This window comes from Gordonia lacunae (genome assembly GCF_002149015.1).
In the GTDB taxonomy this organism is placed as follows: domain Bacteria; phylum Actinomycetota; class Actinomycetes; order Mycobacteriales; family Mycobacteriaceae; genus Gordonia; species Gordonia lacunae.
In genome coordinates this window covers 1-22,616 of record NZ_NGFO01000046.1, presented here as the reverse complement: position 1 = coordinate 22,616, position 22,616 = coordinate 1, and the positions used below count along the sequence as shown (strand labels likewise).

General features: G+C 67.6%; 24 protein-coding genes and 1 riboswitch. Of the genes, 9 read left to right on the top strand and 15 right to left on the bottom strand.

Annotated elements, in window-relative coordinates:
- Positions 1–7: 7 nt before the first annotated feature.
- Positions 8–922: an amidohydrolase family protein gene (locus CA982_RS24460; RefSeq protein WP_086537721.1), complete on the top strand. Its 915-nt coding sequence runs from the start codon at positions 8–10 to the stop codon at positions 920–922.
- A gap of 12 nt (positions 923–934) precedes the next feature.
- Here the strand turns inward: CA982_RS24460 and CA982_RS24455 are convergent, their stop codons facing one another.
- The 4 genes from CA982_RS24455 to CA982_RS24440 form a co-directional block, all read right to left on the bottom strand.
- A complete protein-coding gene (locus tag CA982_RS24455; RefSeq protein WP_208618098.1) occupies positions 935–1,648 on the bottom strand; it encodes an amino acid ABC transporter ATP-binding protein in 714 nt (237 codons plus the stop codon).
- Positions 1,649–1,739: 91 nt separating this feature from the next.
- Positions 1,740–3,566: an ABC transporter substrate-binding protein/permease gene (locus CA982_RS24450; RefSeq protein ID WP_086537719.1), complete on the bottom strand. Its 1,827-nt coding sequence runs from the start codon at positions 3,564–3,566 to the stop codon at positions 1,740–1,742.
- A 581-nt stretch (positions 3,567–4,147) separates the two neighbouring features.
- Positions 4,148–4,417, bottom strand: coding sequence for a DUF2277 domain-containing protein (locus CA982_RS24445; protein ID WP_058252418.1), 270 nt, complete (start codon positions 4,415–4,417; stop codon positions 4,148–4,150).
- A gap of 77 nt (positions 4,418–4,494) precedes the next feature.
- Positions 4,495–5,469 carry an NADPH:quinone oxidoreductase family protein gene (locus CA982_RS24440; RefSeq protein WP_086537718.1) on the bottom strand — a complete coding sequence of 325 codons (975 nt, stop codon included), beginning with the start codon at positions 5,467–5,469 and terminating at the stop codon, positions 4,495–4,497.
- Positions 5,470–5,519: 50 nt separating this feature from the next.
- Between CA982_RS24440 and CA982_RS24435 the strand changes: the two genes are divergently transcribed.
- On the top strand, positions 5,520–6,218 hold the full coding sequence (locus tag CA982_RS24435) for a class I SAM-dependent methyltransferase (RefSeq protein WP_086537717.1): 699 nt from the start codon (positions 5,520–5,522) through the stop codon (positions 6,216–6,218).
- 29 nt (positions 6,219–6,247) lie between these two features.
- On the opposite strand, the gene CA982_RS24430 is transcribed toward CA982_RS24435, so the two are convergent.
- The 3 genes from CA982_RS24430 to CA982_RS24420 are packed head-to-tail and all read right to left on the bottom strand — an operon-like array spanning position 6,248 to position 9,326.
- Positions 6,248–7,003 carry an SDR family NAD(P)-dependent oxidoreductase gene (locus CA982_RS24430; RefSeq protein ID WP_086537716.1) on the bottom strand — a complete coding sequence of 252 codons (756 nt, stop codon included), beginning with the start codon at positions 7,001–7,003 and terminating at the stop codon, positions 6,248–6,250.
- Positions 7,000–7,953 carry an alpha/beta hydrolase gene (locus CA982_RS24425; RefSeq protein WP_086537730.1) on the bottom strand — a complete coding sequence of 318 codons (954 nt, stop codon included), beginning with the start codon at positions 7,951–7,953 and terminating at the stop codon, positions 7,000–7,002. Before CA982_RS24425 ends, CA982_RS24430 begins: the two co-directional genes overlap by 4 nt.
- Positions 7,950–9,326: a flavin-containing monooxygenase gene (locus CA982_RS24420; RefSeq protein WP_086537715.1), complete on the bottom strand. Its 1,377-nt coding sequence runs from the start codon at positions 9,324–9,326 to the stop codon at positions 7,950–7,952. Before CA982_RS24420 ends, CA982_RS24425 begins: the two co-directional genes overlap by 4 nt.
- 168 nt (positions 9,327–9,494) lie before the next feature.
- Here CA982_RS24420 and CA982_RS24415 point away from each other — a divergent pair, with 168 nt between their 5' ends.
- The 6 genes from CA982_RS24415 to CA982_RS24390 all read left to right on the top strand — a co-directional run bounded on the left by CA982_RS24415 (position 9,495) and on the right by CA982_RS24390 (position 14,538).
- Complete coding sequence (locus CA982_RS24415) at positions 9,495–10,103, top strand: TetR/AcrR family transcriptional regulator (protein WP_086537714.1); 609 nt, start codon at positions 9,495–9,497, stop codon at positions 10,101–10,103.
- A gap of 114 nt (positions 10,104–10,217) precedes the next feature.
- On the top strand, positions 10,218–11,075 hold the full coding sequence (locus tag CA982_RS24410; protein WP_086537713.1) for an LLM class F420-dependent oxidoreductase: 858 nt from the start codon (positions 10,218–10,220) through the stop codon (positions 11,073–11,075).
- Positions 11,076–11,138: 63 nt separating this feature from the next.
- Positions 11,139–11,234: riboswitch (TPP riboswitch) on the top strand.
- The gene (locus tag CA982_RS24405) at positions 11,222–11,932 is read left to right on the top strand and encodes a TenA family protein (RefSeq protein ID WP_086537712.1); all 711 of its coding nucleotides are present in this window, start codon (positions 11,222–11,224) and stop codon (positions 11,930–11,932) included. Its footprint overlaps the riboswitch before it by 13 nt.
- The gene (locus CA982_RS24400; RefSeq protein ID WP_086537711.1) at positions 11,917–12,954 is read left to right on the top strand and encodes an ABC transporter substrate-binding protein; all 1,038 of its coding nucleotides are present in this window, start codon (positions 11,917–11,919) and stop codon (positions 12,952–12,954) included. The genes CA982_RS24405 and CA982_RS24400 overlap by 16 nt, the downstream gene beginning before the upstream one ends.
- A complete protein-coding gene (locus CA982_RS24395) occupies positions 12,929–13,720 on the top strand; it encodes an ABC transporter permease (RefSeq protein WP_086537710.1) in 792 nt (263 codons plus the stop codon). The genes CA982_RS24400 and CA982_RS24395 overlap by 26 nt, the downstream gene beginning before the upstream one ends.
- A complete protein-coding gene (locus tag CA982_RS24390) occupies positions 13,717–14,538 on the top strand; it encodes an ABC transporter ATP-binding protein (RefSeq protein ID WP_086537729.1) in 822 nt (273 codons plus the stop codon). Before CA982_RS24395 ends, CA982_RS24390 begins: the two co-directional genes overlap by 4 nt.
- Positions 14,539–14,557: 19 nt before the next feature.
- Here the strand turns inward: CA982_RS24390 and CA982_RS24385 are convergent, their stop codons facing one another.
- The 4 genes from CA982_RS24385 to CA982_RS24370 are packed head-to-tail and all read right to left on the bottom strand — an operon-like array spanning position 14,558 to position 19,310.
- Positions 14,558–15,613: a prenyltransferase gene (locus tag CA982_RS24385; protein ID WP_086537709.1), complete on the bottom strand. Its 1,056-nt coding sequence runs from the start codon at positions 15,611–15,613 to the stop codon at positions 14,558–14,560.
- A 25-nt stretch (positions 15,614–15,638) separates the two neighbouring features.
- Positions 15,639–16,370 (bottom strand): class I SAM-dependent methyltransferase, encoded by a 732-nt coding sequence (locus CA982_RS24380; protein ID WP_086537708.1) that lies wholly within the window; start codon positions 16,368–16,370, stop codon positions 15,639–15,641.
- The gene (locus CA982_RS24375) at positions 16,357–17,631 is read right to left on the bottom strand and encodes a glycosyltransferase family 4 protein (RefSeq protein ID WP_086537728.1); all 1,275 of its coding nucleotides are present in this window, start codon (positions 17,629–17,631) and stop codon (positions 16,357–16,359) included. The genes CA982_RS24380 and CA982_RS24375 overlap by 14 nt, the downstream gene beginning before the upstream one ends.
- 2 nt (positions 17,632–17,633) lie before the next feature.
- Entirely contained in the window at positions 17,634–19,310 is a 1,677-nt protein-coding gene (locus CA982_RS24370) for an FAD-dependent oxidoreductase (protein ID WP_086537707.1), read from the bottom strand.
- A gap of 100 nt (positions 19,311–19,410) precedes the next feature.
- On the opposite strand from CA982_RS24370, the gene CA982_RS24365 reads away from it, so the two are divergent.
- The gene (locus tag CA982_RS24365; protein ID WP_086537706.1) at positions 19,411–20,238 is read left to right on the top strand and encodes an acyl-[acyl-carrier-protein] thioesterase; all 828 of its coding nucleotides are present in this window, start codon (positions 19,411–19,413) and stop codon (positions 20,236–20,238) included.
- A gap of 52 nt (positions 20,239–20,290) precedes the next feature.
- Here CA982_RS24365 and CA982_RS24360 read toward each other — a convergent pair whose 3' ends face one another.
- The 4 genes from CA982_RS24360 to CA982_RS24345 all read right to left on the bottom strand — a co-directional run.
- Positions 20,291–20,842 (bottom strand): DUF3558 domain-containing protein, encoded by a 552-nt coding sequence (locus CA982_RS24360; RefSeq protein WP_086537705.1) that lies wholly within the window; start codon positions 20,840–20,842, stop codon positions 20,291–20,293.
- Positions 20,839–21,726 (bottom strand): DUF3558 family protein, encoded by an 888-nt coding sequence (locus tag CA982_RS24355; protein ID WP_086537704.1) that lies wholly within the window; start codon positions 21,724–21,726, stop codon positions 20,839–20,841. Before CA982_RS24355 ends, CA982_RS24360 begins: the two co-directional genes overlap by 4 nt.
- Before the next feature lie 203 nt (positions 21,727–21,929).
- Positions 21,930–22,124, bottom strand: coding sequence for a hypothetical protein (locus CA982_RS24350; protein WP_086537703.1), 195 nt, complete (start codon positions 22,122–22,124; stop codon positions 21,930–21,932).
- A gap of 242 nt (positions 22,125–22,366) precedes the next feature.
- Positions 22,367–22,616, bottom strand: a 250-nt coding sequence (locus CA982_RS24345) for an IS30 family transposase (RefSeq protein ID WP_144066110.1), incomplete at its 5' end; no start/stop codon positions are given.

The window sequence follows — 22,616 nt, the reverse complement described above, 5'->3', positions numbered from 1 at the left end:
CTCTGGGGTGAACAGTGCCGTTCCCGTGACCCCCGAGCCGTTCAGTACCGACGAGGCGCGGCGGGTGCGCGCCATCTGGTCCGAACTGGACCTTCCCGGCATCGTCGACGTCCACACCCACTTCATGCCGCGTCCGGTCATGGACAAGGTCTGGGCCTACTTCGACTCGGTCGGACCCCTTGTCGGACGCGAGTGGCCGATCACCTACCGAGCCGACGAGGACGTCCGGGTGGACACCTTGCGCGAGTTCGGGGTGCGGGCCTACTCGTCCCTGGTGTACCCCCACAAACCGAACATGGCCGAGTGGCTGAACGGATGGGCGCACGACTTCGCGGCCGGCCATGACGACTGCTTGCACACGGCGACGTTCTATCCGGAGGAGTCCGCCCACACGTACGTCTCCCGCGCCATCCAGGCGGGAACCCAGGTGTTCAAATGCCACATCCAGGTCGGGGACTTCTCCCCCACCGACTCGCTCCTCGACGGCGTCTGGGCCCAGATCGCCGATTCGCAGGTGCCGGTCATCATCCACTGCGGCTCGGGACCCGCGCCCGGCACCTTCACCGGACCCGAACCGATCCGCGAACTGCTGCACCGGTTCCCGTCGTTGCCGCTGATCGTCGCGCACATGGGAATGCCCGAGTACACCGCATTCCTCGACCTCGCGTTCGAGTACCCGAACGTACACCTGGACACCACGATGGCGTTCACCGATTTCGCCGAGGAGGACGCCCCGTTCCCGGCGGACTACCTGCCGCGACTGGCCGACGCCGGCGAGAAGATCCTGTTCGGCAGCGATTTCCCGAACATCCCCTACGGTTACACCCACGCACTCGAGGCGATCATCCGGCTCGACCTCGGGGCCGACTGGCTCCGAGACGTGTTCTACCGCAACGGCTCCAGGCTCTTCGGGATCGGCTGAACCGGCGAGCTCCTACAGGACCTGGGACAGGAAGGTCCGCAGGCGGTCGGACTTCGCGTCGTCGAAGACCTGTTCCGGCCGGCCGGTCTCGACGACGGCTCCGTGATCCATGAACAGCACGTTGTCGGAGACGTTGCGCGCGAAGCCCATCTCATGGGTGACCACCACCATGGTCATCCCCTCGGCGGCCAGGTCGGCCATGAGCGCGAGGACACCCTTGACGAGTTCGGGATCGAGTGCGGACGTCGCCTCGTCGAAGAACATGACCTCGGGGGTCATGGCGAGCGCTCGCGCGATGGCCACCCGCTGCTGCTGGCCACCGGAGAGACGTGCCGGGCGCACATCGGCCTTGTTGGTCAGGCCGACGATCTCGAGCTGCCGCAGGGCGACCTCGCGGGCCTCGTCTTTGCTCAGGCCCTTCAGTTTCCGCGGTCCGAGCGCGACGTTGTCGACGACACTCTTGTGCGGGAAGAGGTTGAAGTGCTGGAACACCATGCCGATCCGGCGTCGGAGCTCGTCCGGGTTGTCCTTCAGCACCGACCGCCCGTCGAGCAGGATGTCCCCCTGATCGGGTTCGTGCAGCCGGTTCAGCACCCGCAGGAGGGTCGACTTACCCGACCCCGACGGCCCGATGACGGTCGTGGTGGTGCCGGCATCGACCTGGATGCCGACGCCCCGCAGCACGTGCTGCTTGCCGAACGACAGGTGCAGATCGGTACCGGTCAGCGAGACGGCCTTGCGCGCGGTGGGCGCGGGTGAACCCGACGACGAGGCATCAGAGGGCTGGGAGTCGGACTTGTGGAGATCAGGCACTGGCCTATCCCTTCTCGACGACGGTCGGGGGCAGCGGGTCGTCCTGGACGTCGGCGGGTCGGCCGGTGCGCAGGCGCCGGTCGATGTAGTTGACCAGGTGCGTCAGCGGGATCGTCAGGATGAGGTACATGACGCCCGCGGCGACGAGGGGCGAGAGGTTGCCCGTCTGTGCGTTCAGATCGCGACCGACCGCGAACAGCTCCCGCTGGCTGGCCAGCAACCCCAAGAAGTACACCAGCGAGCTGTCCTTGATCAGACTGATGAACTGGTTCATCAGCGCCGGCAGCACCCGTCGGACGCCCTGCGGCACGACGACGAGGCGCATCGACTCGCGATAACTGAAGCCGATGGCCCGGGAGGCCTCGAGCTGACCGTCGTCGACGCTCTGGATTCCCGACCGGAAGATCTCGCCGATGTAGGCCGCGGCGAGCAGGGCCAGGGCGACCGCACCGAGCCAGTACGGGTTGTTGCCGGTGATGCCCTTGACGACCGGCCCCACACCGAGACCGACGATCAGGATGACGACCACCGCGGGCAGTCCACGGAAGATGTCGGTGTAGACCCGCGCCGGCCAGCGCAGCCACCGCGACCGCGAGATGCCGCAGATCGCCAGGATCATGCCCAGGATGGTGCCGAGAACTCCCGAGACCAGCGACAGGATCAGGGTGTTGACCAGACCGGTCTTGATCAGCTCGGGGAACGACTCCTTGTAGAGATCCCAGTTGAAGAAGGTGTCGCCGAGCTGCTGGAGGGTGCTCTTGGGCGCGGTCTCCTCGGCGGGCCCGGCCTTCTCGGCGTTCTCGGCCGCGATCGCGGCGATGTCGGGCAGATCGGGGGCGGGCGCGGCCTTGCTGCCGGGCTTCCATCCCTCGGGAAGTTCGCGGGGCACCCAGTCGACGTAGAGGTCGGAGTACGTGCCGTCGGCGATGATGGCGTCGAGCCCGGAGTTGAGGGCCTCGGTGAGCCTCGGCTTGTTCTTGCCGACCGCCCAGGCCACGAAGTTGTTGACGCTGAAGGTGTTCTCGACGATCGCGGTGCCGTCGCCCTCGCGGACCGCGCCCTCCGCTTGCTGCGAGGGAGCGACCCAGGCGTCGACCTGACCGCTCTTCAGATTGGCGTACGCGGTGGCGTAGTCCGGGAACTTCACCGGGTCCAGGCCCAGGGTGTTCACCACGTAGTCGTCCTGGACGGTGCCCTGGACGACGGCGATGCGCGTCGAGTCGGAGAGGTCGCCGAATCCCTTGATCGGTCCGCCGGTCGGCGCCACGAGGGAGAAGTAGCCGAAATCGTAACCGTTGGTGAAGTCGACGGTCTTGCGACGGTCGTCGGTGGTGGTGATCGACGACGATCCGACATCAAAGCGGTTGTTGGCCACCTGCGACAGCAGCCCCGCGAACTCGGTGCCGTTGAACTCGATCTGCAGACCCAGCTTCGCGGCGACGGCCTTGAGGAGTTCGTTGTCGAAGCCGGTGAAGTCGCCCGCACCGTTGACACAGATGCTCGGTCCGGCGTCCGACAGGGTGCCGACGGAGATCTTGCCGGGTGACAACAGCTCCAGCCGGCTGACGTCGATCTGGTCGAGTGGCGTGGTCGACGCCGTGGTGTAGCGGTCTTCACCGCCCTGATCCGCGGCGGCGAGATTGACCGGAGCCGCTGACGCCGACGCGAGGCCGGCCGGGGCACAACTGTCCGCGGGGGCGGCCTGCGCACGGGGGGCGGGTCCGCCGAGGATGGTCAGCAGTCCGACGATGGCGACCGTCAGGGCCAGCGCGACGATGCGGACGGCACGCGGCGCGTCCCGTCGGGCGCTACGGGATCTGTGGTTGGACACCGTGTCGACACTATCCGCACGCGCAAGAGGTGTCCCAAATTTTTGCTCGCTGGTGAGTTTAACCCACCTGACCAGCGATTTTCGAGGTCGTGGCGCCGACGAGGGACCGCCGGGACGCGACCGCCCCGCCAACTCGCCTCGCCCCGCTCGGCGGATGCAGGCGAGGGCCGACGACCGCCGGGAATTCTCCGGGCGACATTCCGAATTACTTGTCGAAAGCTGGTGAGCGTGCTACCAATGATACAGGAATTCGGGATTTGTAACATCGATTGTCACCGCGTCGGAAATCGATCCCCTCTCGATTGTCCGGCGGCCGTCCCGCTTTCCCGCAGGCCGTCGACGTGCGGTTATGTTGCAGCCTGCGTCCATTGTCGAATTCTGAGTGAAAGCGGGATAAGTAATGCTGTCTGCAATCTTCTACGCAATCGAGGCTGTCGACAATCTCTTGTGGGACATCGCGGAATCCATTGTCACCGGCAGCGACGAGGCCGCCGGGTCGTAGATTCGCGGACCGCACCGAAGGGTTCAGCAGTAGGTGTCGCCTCGCGATACCTACTGCTGAATCCCGACGGGGAACTCGTTCAACCGCGGGCGGCGATGCGCGCCTGGACCTCGGGACGCCGGAGCGGGGGCACCGTCTTCGGCGGTTGACGACGCTCGGGTAGGACGTCGAGCAGTGTCCGGGTCGCCGCGGTGACGGCGACCACCGCCGCCTCGAACGCCTCGGCGTTCGCGGGCGACGGGTGCCGCACACCGCTCACCTTGCGCACGTATTGCCGTGCGGCCGCCTCGATCTCGTCCTCGGTCGCCGGCGGCTCCAGTCCGCGGAGTTCGGTGATGTTGCGGCACATGGCAGATCCCTTCGGTGTCGGACGCTCACGGGGCAGGCGCTGATGCGGCGCCGCCATCGGCCGGCCCGAGGGAGGGCTCACTCACCGATCTTGACGACCGCCTTCCCCAGAATCCGCCCTTCGGCGAGATCGGTCAACGCTTCCGGCAACTGATCGAGCGTGTAGGTCACGTTCACCTGGGGCTCCATGCCGTCGGCGATCATCTGCGACAGCTCGTCATGCAGCGTCGCGGGCAGATTCAGTTCCGGGTGGGTGCGCACGTACTCGCCCCAGGCGGCTCCGACGACGGAGATGTTGCGGAACAGGACCCGGTTGAGCTTCACGGTCGGGATGCCGCCGGCCGCGAACCCGACCACGACGTAGCGCCCGTCCGGGGCGACCTGGCGCAGCGCCTCGTCGAACACCTCGCCGCCGGACGGATCGATCAGCACGTCGACGCCCTTCGGCACGATCTCCTTGAGCTTGGTGCCCCACCCCTCCTCGAGCTGCACGATCTCGTCGGCCCCGGCACTGCGCAGGAGTTCCTCGGCACCCTTGCGGTGCACGATGGCGATCACCTTCGCGCCCATCGCCTTGGCGACCATGATCGACGCGGTGCCGACACCGCCGGCGGCGCCGAGCACGCCCACGACCTCACCCGGCTGGGTGTGTGCCCGCGTCTTCAGCGCGAACAGCGCGGTCTGGTAGTTGATGCCCATCGCCGAGCCCTGCTCGAAGGTCAGGCCCTCGGGGAGCGGCAGGAGCTGTTCGGGTGCGGCTGCGACCTGCTCGGCGAATCCGCCGACGATCGACGCCACGAGGACCTTGTCCCCGACCTTGACCGACGATCCCTCGGGTACCGAGCGCACCACGCCGGCGACCTCGGTACCGGGCGTGAACGGGGTGGGGACGCGCAGCTGGTACTTGCCCTGGCTCATCAGCACGTCCGGGAAACACACGCCGCACGACTTCACGTCGACGACAACCTGGCCGTCGGCGGGCGTGGGATCGGGGACGTCCTGCAACTCGAGTCCGGACGGGCCTGTCTCTGCGGTGAGCACCTGAGCTTTCATAGGGCTCACCCTACGCGGCGCCCCTCACACACCGGATAGGATCTGGTGCCATGTCACAACCCGCGGCACCGTCGCCCAACGCACCCTCCCCCGACCGCCTCCGCGTCGCCGACGAGGCACCCGGTTTCATGCCGCTCGACGAGGCGCAGACGCTCTTCGAGATTGCCGGGGAGTATCTCTCCCAACCGGATTCGACGAAGGTCGGTGTGGAGATCGGGACCTACTGCGGGAAGTCCACCGTTTTCCTGGGGTCGGCCGGCGAGGCGAACGGCGCGGTCATCGTGACGGTCGATCATCACCGCGGTTCCGAGGAACACCAGCCCGGCTGGGAGTATCACGACGAGTCCCTCGTCGATGCGCACACCGGGACACTCGACACCTCGGCACGCTTCCGCCGCACCATGTTCGACGCGGGACTCGAGGGCACCGTCGTCGGACTCCTCGCCCCATCCGCCGTCGCGGCGAAGGTCTGGGGTCGCCCGGCCGACTTCGTCTTCATCGACGGCGGGCACAGCATGGAGGCCGCCCAGACCGACCTCGACGGGTGGGCGCCGTGGGTGCGGATCGGCGGTGCACTGCTGATCCACGACGTCTTCCCCGACCCGGCCGACGGCGGCCGTCCGCCGTACGAGATCTTTTGCCAGGCACTGGAAACAGGTCAGTTCACCGAGGTGCGCGCGGAGGGGTCACTCCGAGTCCTCCGTCGCGACTCGGGCGAGGTGGGAGCGCCGCTGCCGCGGAGGTCCTGACACCTCGGCGAGCAGAGCGGGCGCGGCCGCTAGGCCTCCGCGGCCAGCGCCCGCACCTTGCCGAGCACGTCCGGATAGCGTTTCAGGTGCGCACCACCGTTGACGTCGAAGGCGGCGCCGGTGATCCAGCGCGCCTTGTCGGAGGCCAGAAACACTATGGTGTCGGCGATCTCGGCGGGCTCTCCGCTTCGGCCCAGCGGGGTGTTGTCGAGGTAGTCCTCGGTGAGTCCCGGCACGAAGCCGATGCCCTCGGTGAGCGGGGTCATGACCAGTCCCGGCGACACCGCGTTGACCCGCACCCGACGATCCGCGAGCTCGAGCGCGGCGACCTCGACCAGCATCAGCACACCGGCTTTCGACGCGCAGTACGCCCCCATCCCGGCCCCGGGTTGACGACCGTTGAGCGAGGCGATGCAGGTGATCGACCCGCCGTCGGAGATCCGGCGGCCGGCGTGTTTGATCACGAGGAACGTGCCGGTGAGACAGATGTCGACGGTGTTGCGCCAGGCGTCGAGTTCGAGTTCGGTGAGCGCCCCCGGGTTCGACAGCCCGGCACAGTTCACCACCGTGTCGAAATCGCCGATGTCCGCGAAAGTCGCTGCGACCGAGTTCTCGTCGGTCACGTCCATGTGCACCGCCCGCACCCCGTCGCGCGCGGCGGCGACCTGCTCGGCGCGTTCGGTGTCGCGGTCGGCCACGATCACCCGCACGCCAGCGTCGACGAACGCGTCGACGGTGGCCAGGCCGATCCCGGATGCGCCCCCGATCACGATGGCCCGGCTCATCGCGTCCCGGCCCCCACGACGCCGGAGGTCGACACGAGATGCCGAGTCAAGAACCTGATCTCGTGTGCGATGCACGGCTCGAAGTAGTCGTTGCCCGCGAAGATGTCGAAGTGGTCGCACGGGTAGTGCCGCACTTCGGCACGTGCTTTGAACGCGGTCTTCGACGCGGCGTGGGGCGGTGCGGCGGAGTCGAAGTCGGCGATCTGGAAGAGCACCGGGGCATCCACACGATCGGCGTGCTTGTCGGCCCGGAAGGACCCGATCTCGAGTCCGACCGATGCATCGACCTCGTTGCGCCAGGACGGCCCCGCGATCGCGCGGTAGCTCTCCAGATAACCGGGTGCGGTCAGCGCGGCGCCCACGTCACCGGGTTCGCCGACGACCCGCATCATCTTCGGGGCACGGCCCAACCGTCGCGCCACCGAACTGGCCACCGCGGTGGCGGTCGATCGCGCGATCGCCGCGCCACCGACCTGAGCGTAGGCGACGCGGCCGGCAGCGAGCCCGTTGACGAGCGGAACCACCGCGATCACCGCGGCCACATCGGTGCGGTCGGCGGCAACGGTGAGCGCGTGACCGCCGGACTGGGACACACCCCAGAGGATGATGCGGTCCGGGTCGACCCCCGGCTGAGCCTTCGCCGCCACGATGGCCGCACGGTAGTCGTCGGCCTGGCGTTCCAGCGAGATCTCCTGTCGCGGTTCACCGCCGGACAGGCCGAACCCGCGATAGTCGAACGCGAGGACCGCGAGGCCGGCGGCGGCGAAACGCTCGGCGTACGGGGCGAGGCCGGAATCCTTGGTCCCGGCGAAGCCGTGCGCCATGACGACGACGGGGCGCTTGCCGTCGATCTCGAACGTCGACGACTCCGTCCCCGGGAAGAACCAGGCATCGCAGTCGGCGTCGGCAGAACGGAAACGCAGCGTCGTGGCACCATCCGGGGCGGTCATGCGGAGGCTCCCTTCGCGACCAGGTCCGCGGCGGTCCCCGCCCATGTCGGTGGCCCCTGCTGCTGCGCGCGGCGGATTCCCGCCGGGATCTCCTTGGTCCGCATGTTGTGTTCGTAGAGATAGTGATCCAGTTGCTGCGTGTGGCGTGGTCGGTCGAGCATGTGCCCGGTGTAGTAGTGCATGTCCGCCTCGATCGTCTGCCGCATCTCCGGGACCGACGGAAGCCGGTAGTGCCCCGTCGCGTAGGCCCCGATCAGCCGGGCCTGACATTCCACGAACGGGAACAGCGTCGGAACCGCCTGGGCGAACCCGGCGAAGACGAGGTCGTCGATCCCCGGGTAGAACATGCGCTTGTAGAGGTCGATCCGGTTGTCGGGCGCGCTGATGAAGTCCGGGTCGAAGAACGGGAACGTGATGTTGTAACCCGTTGCGTAGATGATGATGTCGAAATCGTCTGCGGTCCCGTCGTCGAAATGGACCGTGGCCCCGTCGAATCGACTGATGTTCGGCTTGGGGATGACATCGCCCGATCCCAGCCGGAGTGGCAACTCGACCGACTGGGTCGGATGTGCCTCGAAGAACTTGTGATTCGGCGTGGGCAGGCCGTAATCCTCGGGGCGTCCCGCGGTCACGGGTTGCATGACCTGGACGAACTTGCGCTGCCAGGACGTGGGCAGGTACGGCGTCGACCGGTAGTACTTGTCGGCCGGCTTGCCGCCGAAGTATTTCGGCACGATCCATGCGCCCGACCTCGTGGAGAGGGTCAGCTTGTTGTCCAGCGCCTTCGACGACAGTTCGACGGCGATGTCGGCGGCACTGTTGCCCAGGCCGACAACGAGGATGCGCTTACCGGTGAAGTCGTGCGGCGTACGCGGATCGATGTAGTGGTGGGCATGCATCTCGATGCCGTCGAAATCGCCCGGGAAGTCCGGCCACCGCGGATCCCAGTGATGGCCGTTCGCCACCACCAACAGGTCGAACCGTCGTCGTTCGCCGTGCTGGGTCTCCAGCTCCCAACCGCCGTCGTCCAGTCGGGTCGCGTGCTCGATCCCGTTGGTGAACTCGATCGACGAGTACAGGTCGAAGGCCTCGGCATACGAGTCGAGATACGCCTTCACCTGGGTGTGGTGCGGGAAGTCGGGATACTCGTCGGGCATCGGGAAGTCGCGGAACGACAACTGGTGCTTGGAGGTGTCGATGTGCAGCGATCGGTAGGCGCTGCTGTGGCCGTTCGGATTCCCGAACGCCCAGTTGCCGCCCACCCGGTCCGAACTCTCGAAACAGGTGTACGGCACGCCGTAGTCGGTGAGCATCTTGCCGGCGGTCAGCCCGCTGATCCCGGCGCCGATGATCGCGGTTGTTGGTAAAGGCACACTGCCCCCTCGATGGACCCGCTGTGGATGTAGACACAATCTGATTTGTGTCTACACGATCGGACGTATCGTGTACACACGATTCCGCGAACTGTCTACGACGTATCCACTGCCCATCCCGGGGCGAACGCCCGGCCACGCGATGCGCGACGACCCCGAACGCAGGAGATGCCGGTGACCGAAGCCTCGACCACGACAGTCCACGAGCGACTGCTCGACGCCACGCAACAGTTGCTCGCCGACAAGGGAATCCGGGCGACGACCATGCAGCAGGTCGCGGAGTCGGCAGGCGTGTCCCGCGCGTGGCTGTATCGGCACTATCCGGACAAACCGTCCATGATCGGCGCGACGATCGTCCGCCTGACCGAGTCGTTCTGGCGCGATGCCCGCGCCGAACTCGACGCCATCCCGGATCTGGCCGGGCAACTCACCGCCGGGGTACGAATCGGTCGGGGCGCCTACGACGACCCGGGCACCCTGTTGCTCCGACTCCGCACCGAGGAACCCACCGAGTTCGCCGAATGCGCGGGTGTCGGTGTCGTGAAGCTGATCCCCGATCTGGCCGCCTTCTGGTTCCCGTTCGTCGAACAGGCCGGCGCCCGGGGTGAGATCCACCCGGCACACGACCTCCACGAAGTGTCGGAATGGGTTGCCCGCGTGCTGATCAGTCTCGGCACCTCGCCCGGCGAGACCCTCGACATCGACGACGCGGCGCAGGTCCGGCGACACCTGAACCTGTTCGTTCTGCCGGGCCTCGCCACGCATCCGCGGGGATGAACAGACGAGGCCCCCTTCACCACCCCTGGCCTGCGTGACGCCGATCACCTAGACTGGTGTCCAGTCAACCGTCCGGATCGTGCGGACGACCGAACGACGCCGTCGGAGGGCCACATGGATTTCGGGATCGTGCAGTTCACCAGCGACCGGGGCCTCAAGCCTCATGTCCTGGCTCCACTCATCGAGGATGCGGGATTCGCGTCGTACTACGTCCCCGAGCACGGACACATCCCGACGCGACGCGACGCCGCCCATCCCCGCACGGGCGACGAGACCCTGCCCGACGAGCGCTACATGCGCACCCTGGACCCGTGGACCTCGCTCGCCGCCGCCGCGGCCGTGACCGAACGCATCCGACTCGCCACCGCGGTGGCACTGCCGGTGCAGTCCGACCCGATCACGCTCGCGAAGACCATCGCGACACTCGACCACATCTCGAACGGCAGGGTCACCCTGGGCGTCGGATTCGGCTGGAATCTCGACGAACTCGCCGACCACGACGTCCCGCCGAAGCGCCGGCGGACCATGCTCCGTGAATACCTCGAGGCGATGACCGCACTCTGGACCCAGGAAGAAGCCGAGTTCGCCGGCGAATTCGTGAACTTCGGTCCCAGCTGGGCCTGGCCCAAGTCGACCCAGTCGCACATCCCGGTCCAGGTGGGTGCGGCGGGCAACGAGAAGAACTTCAAGTGGATCGCGCGCAGCGCCGACGGCTGGATCACCACACCCGGCGAGGAGGACATCGAGGGATCGGTGACCCTGCTCAAGCAGATCTGGTCCGACGCCGGTCGCGACGGCGAGCCCGAGATCGTCGTCCTCGACTTCCGGCCGGTCCCCGAGAAGCTCGAGAAGTGGCGCGAGATCGGTGTGACGACGGTGCTGTACGGCCTGCCCGACGACTCCGTCGAGCGCGCGAGCGGCTACCTCGCGAAGCTCGCGGGCAAGCTCGGCATCGCCCCGGCGGTCGTGTGAGGCGCGTCTGACAAGGCGTGCCACGTCACGACCCGAAGCACATCCCCTCTGCTAGCCTGGGTCCGTTCTGACACGGGGTGCTCCGCGACCGCGGGGCTGAGATGAGACCCGAGAACCTGTCCAGGTAATGCTGGCGAAGGGATGTCATGTCTTTGCGTACGCGTACGTCCGATGTCGGTCGCTTCACCGATCAGCTGTGGGACGAGACGGCGAGCCTCCGAGGCGCGATCGACGATCTCGAATTCCTCCACCGCCTCGGGGACGGCACACTCCCCCTCGAGGTGTTCCGCACCTACCTGGAACAGGACTCGCTGTACCTCGCCGGGTACTCGAAGGCGCTCGCGATCCTGGCGTCGAGGTCGCCCGATCCGCAGACCGCGGCATTCTGGGCGAACTCGTCGGCCACCGCGGCCACCGTGGAGGTCGCCCTGCACGGCGACCTGCTCGGCGGCGACCGGTTGCCGCCGCGGCAGGATGAGCCCGAGCCCTCGACCGCGTGCCTGGCATATGTGTCCTATCTGATCGCCACCGCCACGACCGAGTCATACGCCGTCGGCGCGGCCGCGGCGCTGCCCTGCTTCTGGATCTACGCCGACGTCGGCCGGGGACTGGCGGCGAGTGCCGCAGAGGTCCTCGCCGCGGACCCGAACCACCCGTATGCACAGTGGGTGACCACCTACGACGCTCCGGAGTTCCAGGAATCCGCCGGGCGGGCACGGGATATGGTCGATGCGGCAGCGGCGGCGGCCACCGCGCAGGAGCGGGCCGCGATGACTGCCGCGTTCACCATCGCCACCCGGTATGAGTTCATGTTCTGGGACACCGCGATGAACCCCTACGCATGGCCCACCGCATGATCGGCCGTGTTGGCCGCGCCCTGACCTGCCTCCTCGTCACGGCCGCGGCACTGTCCACGGTCACCGCGTGCGCGACGGGTACCGCCTCCGACGACACCATCCGGTTCGCACTCGACTGGACCCCGAACACCAATCACACCGGCCTGTTCGTGGCACAAGAGCGCGGGTACTTCGCCGAGTCCGGCCTGGACGTCGAGATACTGCCCTACAACAACACGGCCGTCGACACCGTCGTGGATGCGGGGAACGCCCAGTTCGGGATCAGTACCCACAACTCCTCCACCTTCTCCCGGTCCTCGGGTGCGCACACGATCTCGGTGCTCGCGCCGCTGCAGCGATGGGCGACCGGTATCGGGGTTCGCGCGGACCGCGCCGACATCGCGAGCCCGAAAGACCTCGCCGGCAAGACGTATGCCGGGTTCGGCGACCCCGGGGAGAAAGAAACCCTCGAGCAGGTGATCCGGAACGACGGCGGCACAGGGGATTTCACCTCCGTGACCCTCGGGACCTCCGCCTACGAAGCCGTCTACTCCGGTCAGGCGGACTTCACCGTCTCGTATCTCGCGTGGGAAGGCATCGAGGCCGAGCACCATGGAACGCCGATGAAGTACTTCCACTACACGGACTTCGGGTTCCCGGAGGCCTACGCGATCGTCGTCGACGCCAACGAGGACTGGCTGGCGGAGAACCCGGAGCGGGCGGCGAAGTTCGTCCGGGCGCTGCAACGCGGTTATCAGGCCGCCGCCGACGACCCGGACGCCGCCGCGCGCGATCTCATCGCCGCCAACCCCGGCGCGTTCAACGACGAGAAGCTGGTCGTCGAGAGCCAGCGGATGCTCGCCGCCGAGTACATGAAGGACGCGACCGGCAAGGTCGGCGGACAGACGCTCGACCAGTGGGCCGGCAACTCCGGGTTCCTCTACCGCAGTGGGCTTCTCACGGGTCCGGACGGGGCTCCGCTCACGACCGAGCCGGACTGGTCGACCTACTTCACCAATGACTACCTCGACGCGTCCCGCTAGCACCGGCCTTCGGCGGGCCGCGCCCGCGATCGTGGCGGCCGCGGTGCTCGTCGTGGCCTGGCAGGTCTACGCCGACCTCAGCGGGATCCGACCCCAACTGCTGCCGTCGCCGTCCCGTGTCGCAGCACAGGGATGGGCGCACCGGGATGAGATCGGGGTGCACGCCGGGGCGACCCTGCAGGTCACACTGATCGGCTTCGCGGTGTCACTGATCCTGGCGTGGGTGCTGGCGATCGTCGTCGACTTCTCCCCCACCCTGCGGCGGGCCTTCGTGCCCCTGTTCGTCGCGTCGCAGACCTTGCCGATCATCGCGATCGCCCCGCTGATGATCATCTGGTTCGGCTTCGGTGTGCTCCCCAAAGTGTTGGTCATCGCCCTCGTCACCTTCTTCCCGATGGCGATCGGGCTGATCGAGGGGTTCGCGGCCGCCGATCGCGAGGCCGGCGCACTCCTGCGGAGCATGGGCGCCACCCGCCGGCAGATCTTCCGCTACGTGCGCCTGCCGGCCGCGCTGCCCCGGTTCTTCACCGCGCTGCGGATCGGCATCACCTACGCGGTGGTGGGTGCCGTGTTCGCGGAGTATGTCGGCGCCAGGCAGGGGCTCGGCATCTACATGAGCCTCCAGAAGAACTCGTTCCGCACCGACCTCGTGCTCGCGGCAGTGCTGGTGACGGCCCTCATCAGCGTCGCTCTGTACCTGCTGACGTTCGCGATCGAACGGGTCGTCGTGCCATGGGCTCGCGACGAGAACGCCGGACCGTCATGACCGATGACGTTCGGCGGCTCGTCGTGGACCGGCTGACCAAATCCTTCCCCCGACCCGGGCGCGAGCAACCGCCTCGCCACGTCCTCGACGCGGTGTCGTTCACGGCGGAGCCCGGCGAGTTCGTCTCCGTCATCGGACCGAGCGGATGCGGCAAGAGCACCATCTTCACGATGCTCGCCGGGCTCGACGTGCCCGACTCCGGCAGCGTCACCGTCGGCGCCGACCTCGCGATCGCCGGACGCTGCGCGTACATGCCGCAGAAGGATCTGCTGTTCCCCTGGCGCACGATCCTCGACAACACGATCCTCGGCCTCCAGGTGCAGGGCGTACCGGCCGCCGAGGCCCGCCTCCGGGCCGCGGAACTCTTCCCGACCTTCGGGCTGTCCGGGTTCGAGGACGCGCGCCCGTCTCAGCTGTCCGGGGGGATGAGACAGCGGGCCGCCCTGCTCCGCACGGTCGTGCAGAACCGCGATCTGCTGCTGCTCGACGAACCATTCGGCGCACTCGACTCGTTGACCCGGACGGAGATGCAGTCGTGGCTGCAGTCGGTCTGGCAACGCTACCGGTGGACGGTGCTGATGATCACCCACGACATCCGGGAGGCCATCTACCTCTCCGACCGGGTCATCGTGTTGTCCGCCCGACCGGCGACGGTCGTCCGCGAAGCGCTCGTCGAGCTCCCCAGGCCACGGGAGCTCGCAGTCCTCACCTCACCGGAATTCGTTGCGCTCGAGGAGGATCTGCGTGCGGTGCTGCACGACGAAGCCCGGCGCGCCCTTGCCGAACAGACCGACCCGGGCCCGACGATCAGCCACTGACCGCCCGCCGGGGCACCGCTCAGGGCGCGGGTGCGACGAGCCGCTGACGGACATCCCGAAAGATCCCGTTGGCCACACTCGTCCGACTCACCGCGTCGGCCGCCAGCACCACCGCTGCCGAGGTCCAGCAGCTCTTCTCGACCGGCCAGCGTTTGCCGTCGGCGAACACCAGTCCGGTCCAATACGATCCGTCCGGATCACGCAAATGCTGGATCGACGCGATGAGCTCGATGGCATCGGCGGTGTCGCCGAGCGCATCGAGTGCCAGTGCCAGCTCACACGTCTCGGCACCGGTGACCCAGGGACGATGGTCGACGCAGCGCACCCCCTTGCCGGGCACCACGAACTGTTCCCACCGTCGGGCGATGAGTTCCTGCCCGTCCCGTCCGCGGACGGCGCCACCGAGGATCGGGTAGTACCAGTCCATCGAGTGCTCCGACGGTGGGGTGAAGACCTGCCACTCCTCGCGGGCGACGTCGGTGCGGATGGCGTCGCCGAGCACGCCGTGGGCCGCGATCCAGTCGTCGTCGGGCTGATCCATCTCGCCGGCGATCCGGATGGCGCAGTCCAGGGCCTGGAAGATGCTCGCGTTCCCCGTGATCAGCGCCTCGCCGAACATCGCGCCGGTCCGGTGATCGCCGCCCCAGCGAAACGCACCGTCCTCGCGCTGGAAACGCAGCACACAGTCGATCGCGGACCAGACCACCGGCCACATCTTCTGCAGGAAGGCGTCGTCGCCGGTGATCAGGTAGTGATGCCAGACCCCGACTGCGATGTAGGCGCAGAAATTGCTGTCGGTGCCGGCGTCCTCCACCTTGCCGCCGACGGTGCGGATGGGCCATGAGCCGTCGTCGCGCTGTTTCCGTCGCGACCACTCGTACGCGGCCTCGGCCTCGGCGTGAAAGCCGGTCACCGACAACGCCATCGCGGACTCGATGTGGTCCCAGGGATCGGTCTGCCCGCCCGGGAACCAGGGCAGTGCCCCGGACTCCTCCTGCATGCCGACGATCGCTGCGCCCGTGGCGTGCATCTGCTCGGCCGTGACCACGCCGGGGACCGCCGGAGCGGTCGTCATGCGGCTCCCGTCCTGGAGGGGCTCGTCATGAAGACGCGGTGGCGGTCTCGGGCTTGCGCAGGTACAGGGCGACCGACTTGCCGATGAGCGGGTTGAGCACCTGCTCACCGACGCGGGTCAGCCACGGCTTGCTCATCATGTCCCAGACGAGCAGCTGGTGATAGCCCTTCACCAGGACGTTGTCGTTGTTCTCGACCCCCACCGCGCACTTCAGCCACCAGTACGGGGCGTGCAGTGCGTGGGCGTGGTCGGTGCCGGTGACCTCGAGTCCGGCGCGTTGCAGCTTGCCCGCGAGCTCGGAGGCCTTGTAGATGCGGACGTGCCCGCCCTCGACCTCGTGGTACTCGTCGGACAGGGCCCAACACACCTTCTCCGGCCAGTACCGCGGCACGGTGACCGCGGCGACCCCGCCCGGCTTCAGAACGCGCACCATCTCGGTGATCGCGCCTTCGTCGGTGGGGATGTGCTCGAGGATCTCACTCATGAGGACGACGTCGAAGCTGTTGTCCGCGTAGGGAAGACGGAGTGCATCCCCGACCTCGGCGCGCGCCTTGGCCGACGCGGGCACGTGCCCTTCGGCCATCATCGCGTCGAACATCTCACCGACGTCGGACATGTCGCTCTCGGACATGTCGAAGGCGATGACCTCGGCGCCGCGCCGGAACATCTCGAACGAGTGCCTACCCTGCCCCGCCCCGATGTCGATCGCCTTGGTGCCCGGTCCAACGCCCAGCCGGTCGAAATCAACTGTGAGCACTCGATGTCCCTTCTGTGGCCCGCCGGTGTCCGGCGAGCACGGTTTCGTAGTGAGCCGCCGTCTTCGCGGCCACCGCTGCCCAGCTGTAGTTCTCCTCGGCACGTCGACGACCACCGTCACCGAGACGCGTCCGCAGGTCCGCATCGTCGAGGAGCCGGCCGATGGCCTGGGCCAGGCGTCCGGAATCCCGCGGCGGCACCAGCAGAGCCGCTTCCTCGGCGGTGCCGACGACCTCCGGGATCGCCCCCGCCCGGGTGGCGACCAGCGGTGTGCCGCAACTCATCGCCTCCACCGCCGGCAGCGAGAACCCCTCGTAGAGCGAGGGCACACACGCCACCTCGGCCGAGGCGAACAGGCCGGCGATCTCGGCGTCCTCGAGGCCGGACACCACCGTCACCCGATCGGAGATCGCCAGATCCTCGATCATCTTGGCGGACGGGCCCTCCGGGTCCAACTTGGACACCAGTACCAGTTCGACGTCGCGCTCGGACGAGAGCTTCGCGACCGCCTCGAGAAGATACGACACGCCCTTCAGTGGCGCGTCGGCACTGGCCACGCACACGATCTGACCCGGCACCCGCGTGTCGGACGGAGTGAAGATCTCGGTGTCGACCCCCAGCGGAATCGTCGTGATCCGGCCCGACGGGATGTCGAACGCCTTGCGGATGTCGACCTCGCTGCTCCGGGAAACGGTGAGCAGCTCCGGGATTCGCCGTGAGACACGACCCTGCATACGCAGGAACGAATGCCACCGCCACGCGCTGATCTTTCGCCAGCCCGTCGCCGCCTTCACCGCGAGTGTGCGGTCGCGCGTGATGGGGTGGTGGATCGTCGCGATCAGCGGGAAACCCGCCTTCTGGATGTCGAGCAATCCGTAACCGAGGCACTGGTTGTCGTGCACGATGTCGAAGTCCTCGCGCCGTTCCTTGAGGAGACGCGCCACGCGGAGGCTGAAGGTGAGGGGCTCGCCGAAACTCGCCGTCCACATGGAGCCGACCTCGAGCACGTCGATCCAGTCGCGGTACTCCGACGGTCGCGGCGTCCGGAACGGGTCCGGCTCGTCGTAGAGTCCCAGGCTCGGCACCTTGGTGACGGTCACACCGGCATCGATCGCCACCTGATCCAGTTCCGGATAGGGCTGACCCGAGAAGATCTCGACGCTGTGGCCCAGGAGGGCGAGTTCGCGAGACAGATGGCGGACGTAGACGCCCTGTCCGCCACAGTGCGGCTTGCTGCGGTAGGACAGCAGTGCGATACGCACGGTCACTGCGCCCCGGCGGTGGCGGCCGCCTCGAACTCGGAGACACTGACGAACTTCGCGCGGACCCGGCCGGCGGCCTTGCCCGCGGACTTCTCGGCGGCGTCGATCGCCTTCCACCCGGTGAGGTCGATGCGGTTGGCACCGCGATCGGCCACGAGGGCGGCGACGTCGTCCCGAGGGGTCGACGGATCGTCGAAGGCAGCGGCCACGAAGTCGGCGATGACTGCCTGCGCGGTCTCCTGGCCGCAGATGCGATTCATGCCGATACCCCCCGTTGCTCCTCGTTTGATCCACCCCGTCACGTAGAGGCCCGGCATCACGTCACCACCGGCGGCGGTCTGGACGCGTCCCTCGGTGTTGGGGACGACGCCGTGTCCCTCGTCGAACGGCAGGTCGGTGACGGGCACACCGCGATAGCCGATGGCCCGCAGGACCAGGCCGGTCTCGAGGTCGAAACGCTCGTCGGTGGGTGTCACCGCGACTTTCCCGGTCGCGTCGGCGTAGGCATTGCGCACGCAGGTAAGCGTAGCCACTTCCCCGTCACCGGCAATTTCGACCGGAGAGGCGAGGAACCGGAACACGATGCGCTTGTTGCCCTCGGTCTGCGGCCGCTCGGCGAATTCGCGGGCGAGCCGGATCTTGGTGGCGATCGTCGAGTCGAGCGTGTCGTCGGACAGCGCCGCCTCGGTGCCGGGATCGAGGACCAGCTCGTCGGGATCGATGATCACGTCCACGCCCTCGACGTCACCGAGCGCCAGGAACTCGCTGTTGGTGTAGGCCGCCTGCGCGACGCCCCGGCGACCCAGGAGGACGACCTCGGAGATGTTCGACTCCCGCAGTGCCGCGAGCGCGTGATCGGCGATGTCGGTCTTGGCGAGCTCGTCGGGGTCGGTGACCAGGATGCGCGCGACGTCGAGCGCGACATTGCCGTTGCCGACCACGACCGCCCGGTCGCCGGACAGGTCGACGGCGAGGTCGGCGAAGTCGGGGTGGCCGTTGTACCAGGCGACGAACTGCGTCGCCGCGACCGAGTTGGACAGGTCCTCGCCCTCGATGCCCAGCCGCTTGTCGGTCGAGGCACCCACCGCGTAGATCACCGCGTGGTACCGCGCCACGAGTTCGTCGTGGCTGATGTGCTTGCCGACCTCGACATTGAGGTAGTACGAGAAGTTCTTCTTCGCCGCGACCGAGGCGAAGGTCTTCTCCACTCCCTTCGTGGCGCTGTGGTCGGGTGCGACCCCGGCACGGACGAGTCCGTAGGGCGTCGGCAGCCGATCGAACATGTCGACCTTGATGCTCGGCTTGCGGACGAGCTCTTCCGCGGCGTAGAACGCGGCGGGTCCGGCGCCGACGACGGCCACGTGCAGTTCCTTGTCGGGGAGCGGGGGCGCCTTGCGCGGCGGCACGAGCCCGCCCTCCACGTCGTGGTCCTTGTAGTAGTCCGCGTTGATCTGGAGATACGGCTCGTCGCGCTCCTCCAGCTGATCATCGGGGATGATCGCCTCCACCGGACACTCGTCGATGCAGGCACCGCAGTCGATGCACGTCTCCGGATCGATGTAGAGGGCCTCCGCCGTCAGGAACTCCGGCTCGTCGGGCGTGGGGTGGATGCAGTTCACCGGACACACGCTCACGCAACTGGCATCGTTGCAACATGGGCGGGTAATCACATGCGCCATCTGCTGTTTCCTCGTAATCCGACACGTAGAACGTGTTCTATTTTTCCGGTTGAATGTATCTTAGCTGCAAAGATACCGGCGACCTATCGGAGGGACTCGAGTGAGCCAGGTTACGCCAGCAGTGTCCGCTGCATCGCTTCCGGACCGCAAGGCCGGAGCCCAGTTCTACGAGGTGGGTTATCGCGTCCGCACCGGCGACGTCGACCAGGACATGCGGGTGCGGCTCGACGCCGTGGCGCGGTACCTCCAGGACGTCGCCAACGACAACCTCGAGGCCACCGAGTTCAGCGCGACCGACCCGTTCTGGATCGTCCGCCGCACGATCATCGACGTCATCGAGCCGGTGACCTGGCCGGGGACGGTCACGGCGCAACGCTGGTGCGGCGCGTTGTCCACACGCTGGACCAACATGCGCGTGCGCCTCACCGCAGAACACGAGACGAACCGGTTCAACCCGCGACCCCGGCCCCCTGGCCTCATCGAGACCGAGGCGTTCTGGATCAACGTCAACGAGAAGGGCGTGCCGTCACGGCTGTCCGACGAGGCGTTCACGATGCTGTCGGCGATGACCGACGAGCACCGCCTCCGCTGGCGGTCGATGAATCCGGAGAAGGCGCCCGACGCCTCCGAGATCGACTTCCCGGACCGCGAACACGTTCTCCGGATCACCGACTTCGACCCGTTCAAGCACCTGAACAACGCCGCCTATCTCGAGGCGGTCGAAGACGAACTCGTCGAACACCCCGACCTGGTCGACGGACCGCACCGCGTGGTCATCGAGTATCTCCGCCCGATCGTGCCGGGCACTCGGCTGATCCTGCGACGGGTGCGCGAAGGCGACCGGCTGAACGTGTGGCTGATGATCCCGGGTACCGGCGACGAGCTCGTCGTCGCGGCCAGCGTCGTCGTCGGGCCGATCCCGGGGTGAGCGGGGTTCCGACGAGCTCGACCAGCAGCGACCGGGAACTGGACCGGCTCGCTCACTGACCGCCCTGCAGCAGCAGCTCCATCAGTTTGATCGGCGCCGCGCACGGGTCACCCTGAGGCGCACTCCGGGGTTCGACGAACCAGGTGAAGATGCCGCGGCTCGGCGCCCTCGCGGTCACGCCGCAGACCCCCGGACGGTCGGGGCTGCGCTGGGTGAACGCCGACTGGCTGGCGACCTTGATGTTCTCGGTCTCGAACCCGAGCTTCTTCGCGGTCTCCTTCTCGACATTGACGTTGCCCCACTCGAACCAGTTGAACGTCACGCTCACCACGTCGGTCGTACCGGTGACCAGCCAGCGACAGATGGCGCCGCTGAAGGACCGCTCGGCGAATCCGCCGCCGGCGACGACGTCGGCGATCATGGCGTCGGGCAACACGTCGCATTCGAGCAGGAGGCGGTCGAACTGGTCGGTGTCGATATCGCTGCTCCCGGATTGACCAGCCGCCCCGAGGGGCACCGGATCACCGTCGACGGTGCGTGCGCACCCGGCGAGTGCGGTCAGGCCCATCAGCAGAGCCGCGAGCACGACGACGACCCGCTTCACGACGCACGCTCGATCGACATCGTCGCCAGCTCGCGAGCGGCGTCGCAGATCTCTTCGATCGGCCGTGGGGTGGCGGCGTCGCCACGGATCGACCATTCGAAGAAGTCCGCCCCGAAACCGATGCCGACCTCACAGATCTGACCTGATTGCGTGTACCCGATGAACCCTTGGTGACCGTTGATCTCGAGTGTGTTCGTGACGTCGCGCGACAGCTTCACGTTCGCTTCCTCGCGGCCGATCGGCGACCCGCGGTACCAGTTGAACGAGGCGACAGAACCCGTCCGGGAACCGGTCGTGTCCCATTCGCACACCGAGGTGTTGTTCACGGTCTCGGTGAGCCCGGCGAATCCGGTGATCCGGACGACGTCCTCGAGCGACACACCCCCACACTTCCCAAAGAACGGTCCGGAACCGGCCTGGGCGGGCGCCTCGGGCGTGTTCGGCTTGTTCGGGTCGGCCGTCGGCTCGTCGCCGGAGCAGGCGCCGACGAGGAGTGCGACCGCGGCCAGCATCGCGATGAGAAAGGTGCTGTCGCGCAACCGGTCCAGTTGCCGCCGTTCACGTTTCGTCGGCCGCCCGGCACCCCGGTCGCGCCGAGGCTGACTGGCCAGGATCTCCTTGGGCGGGGGTGGCGGCGATCGGTCGACGAAGCACTCGGCGGCCATCGGCGCGGACACCCGCTTGCTGATCGTCCTGGTCACCTCGACGATCCGCTCCCGCCCGGCGAGCCGGACCCGGATCTCGTCACCCGGCACCACCGGCTGCGCGGGTTTGGCGGTCACGCCGTTGACCCGGACGTGCCCGCCGCGGCAGGCGGCGCCGGCGGCCGACCTGGTCTTGGTCAGCCGGATGGCCCAGATGTACGCGTCGACGCGGGTGGACACCGTCAGCCGCCCAGCCGACTCGTCCCGAACGCGAGAACGCGCCCGGCCGGAGCGTCTCGACCCGGTTCAACGACCACGACGCCGACTCCCTTCACCGCTGTCCTCGACCCGTTCACCGCACTGCTCAGCGGCCGCAGGTACTCATTGCGCACCACTGTAGCCGCGGCGAATACCTCGACGCGGCCTCTGAACGGGCGACACCGTCAGCGCTTGCGCGTCAGCAGGTATGCGCCCCCGCCGACGGCGAGGACGAGGAACAGGATCGCCAGAAAGGTCTGGTCGAGCAGCAGCAACGCCACGAACACGGCGATACCGGGCGACACCGCGACGAGACTCATCGCCGGGTGCTGACGCACGACCTCCGACACCGCTCTGCTCTTGTCCCGATCGATCGCCATGCGGCCCTCCCTGGTCGGTTGCCCCCAACCGGCCTGACAACCGGTTCGGGGTCGTGTGCTCAGCGTAGTCGCGTCCCAGGACAACACCGGGATGTCGCCACTCCCGACGGGAGTATCCCTGCTCCATGGGGAGCGAGCCTGCGAGCGTCACGAAGGGTCTGCAACCTCGGTCACCGGACCCTTCGTGACGCGCCCTCCGCAAGCTCCGGACGCTCCTCAGGGAGCAGAGGGGTAGGGCGGATTCAACCGGTCGCTGCAACAGCGGGATCGGTTGGTCCTGATCGTAGTAGTTCGTCGAGTTTGTAGGCGGGGCTGCGCCAACCGTGTCGTTTGCGGGGCCGGCCATTGAGTTCGGCGGCCACGTTGGCCAGGATCCCCGGCCCGTGAAACGACAGGTCGGTTCCCTTGGGGAAGTACTGGCGCAGCAGGCCGTTGGTGTTCTCGTTGCTGCCTCGCTGCCAGGGGCTGTGCGGGTCGGCAAAGTAGATCGGC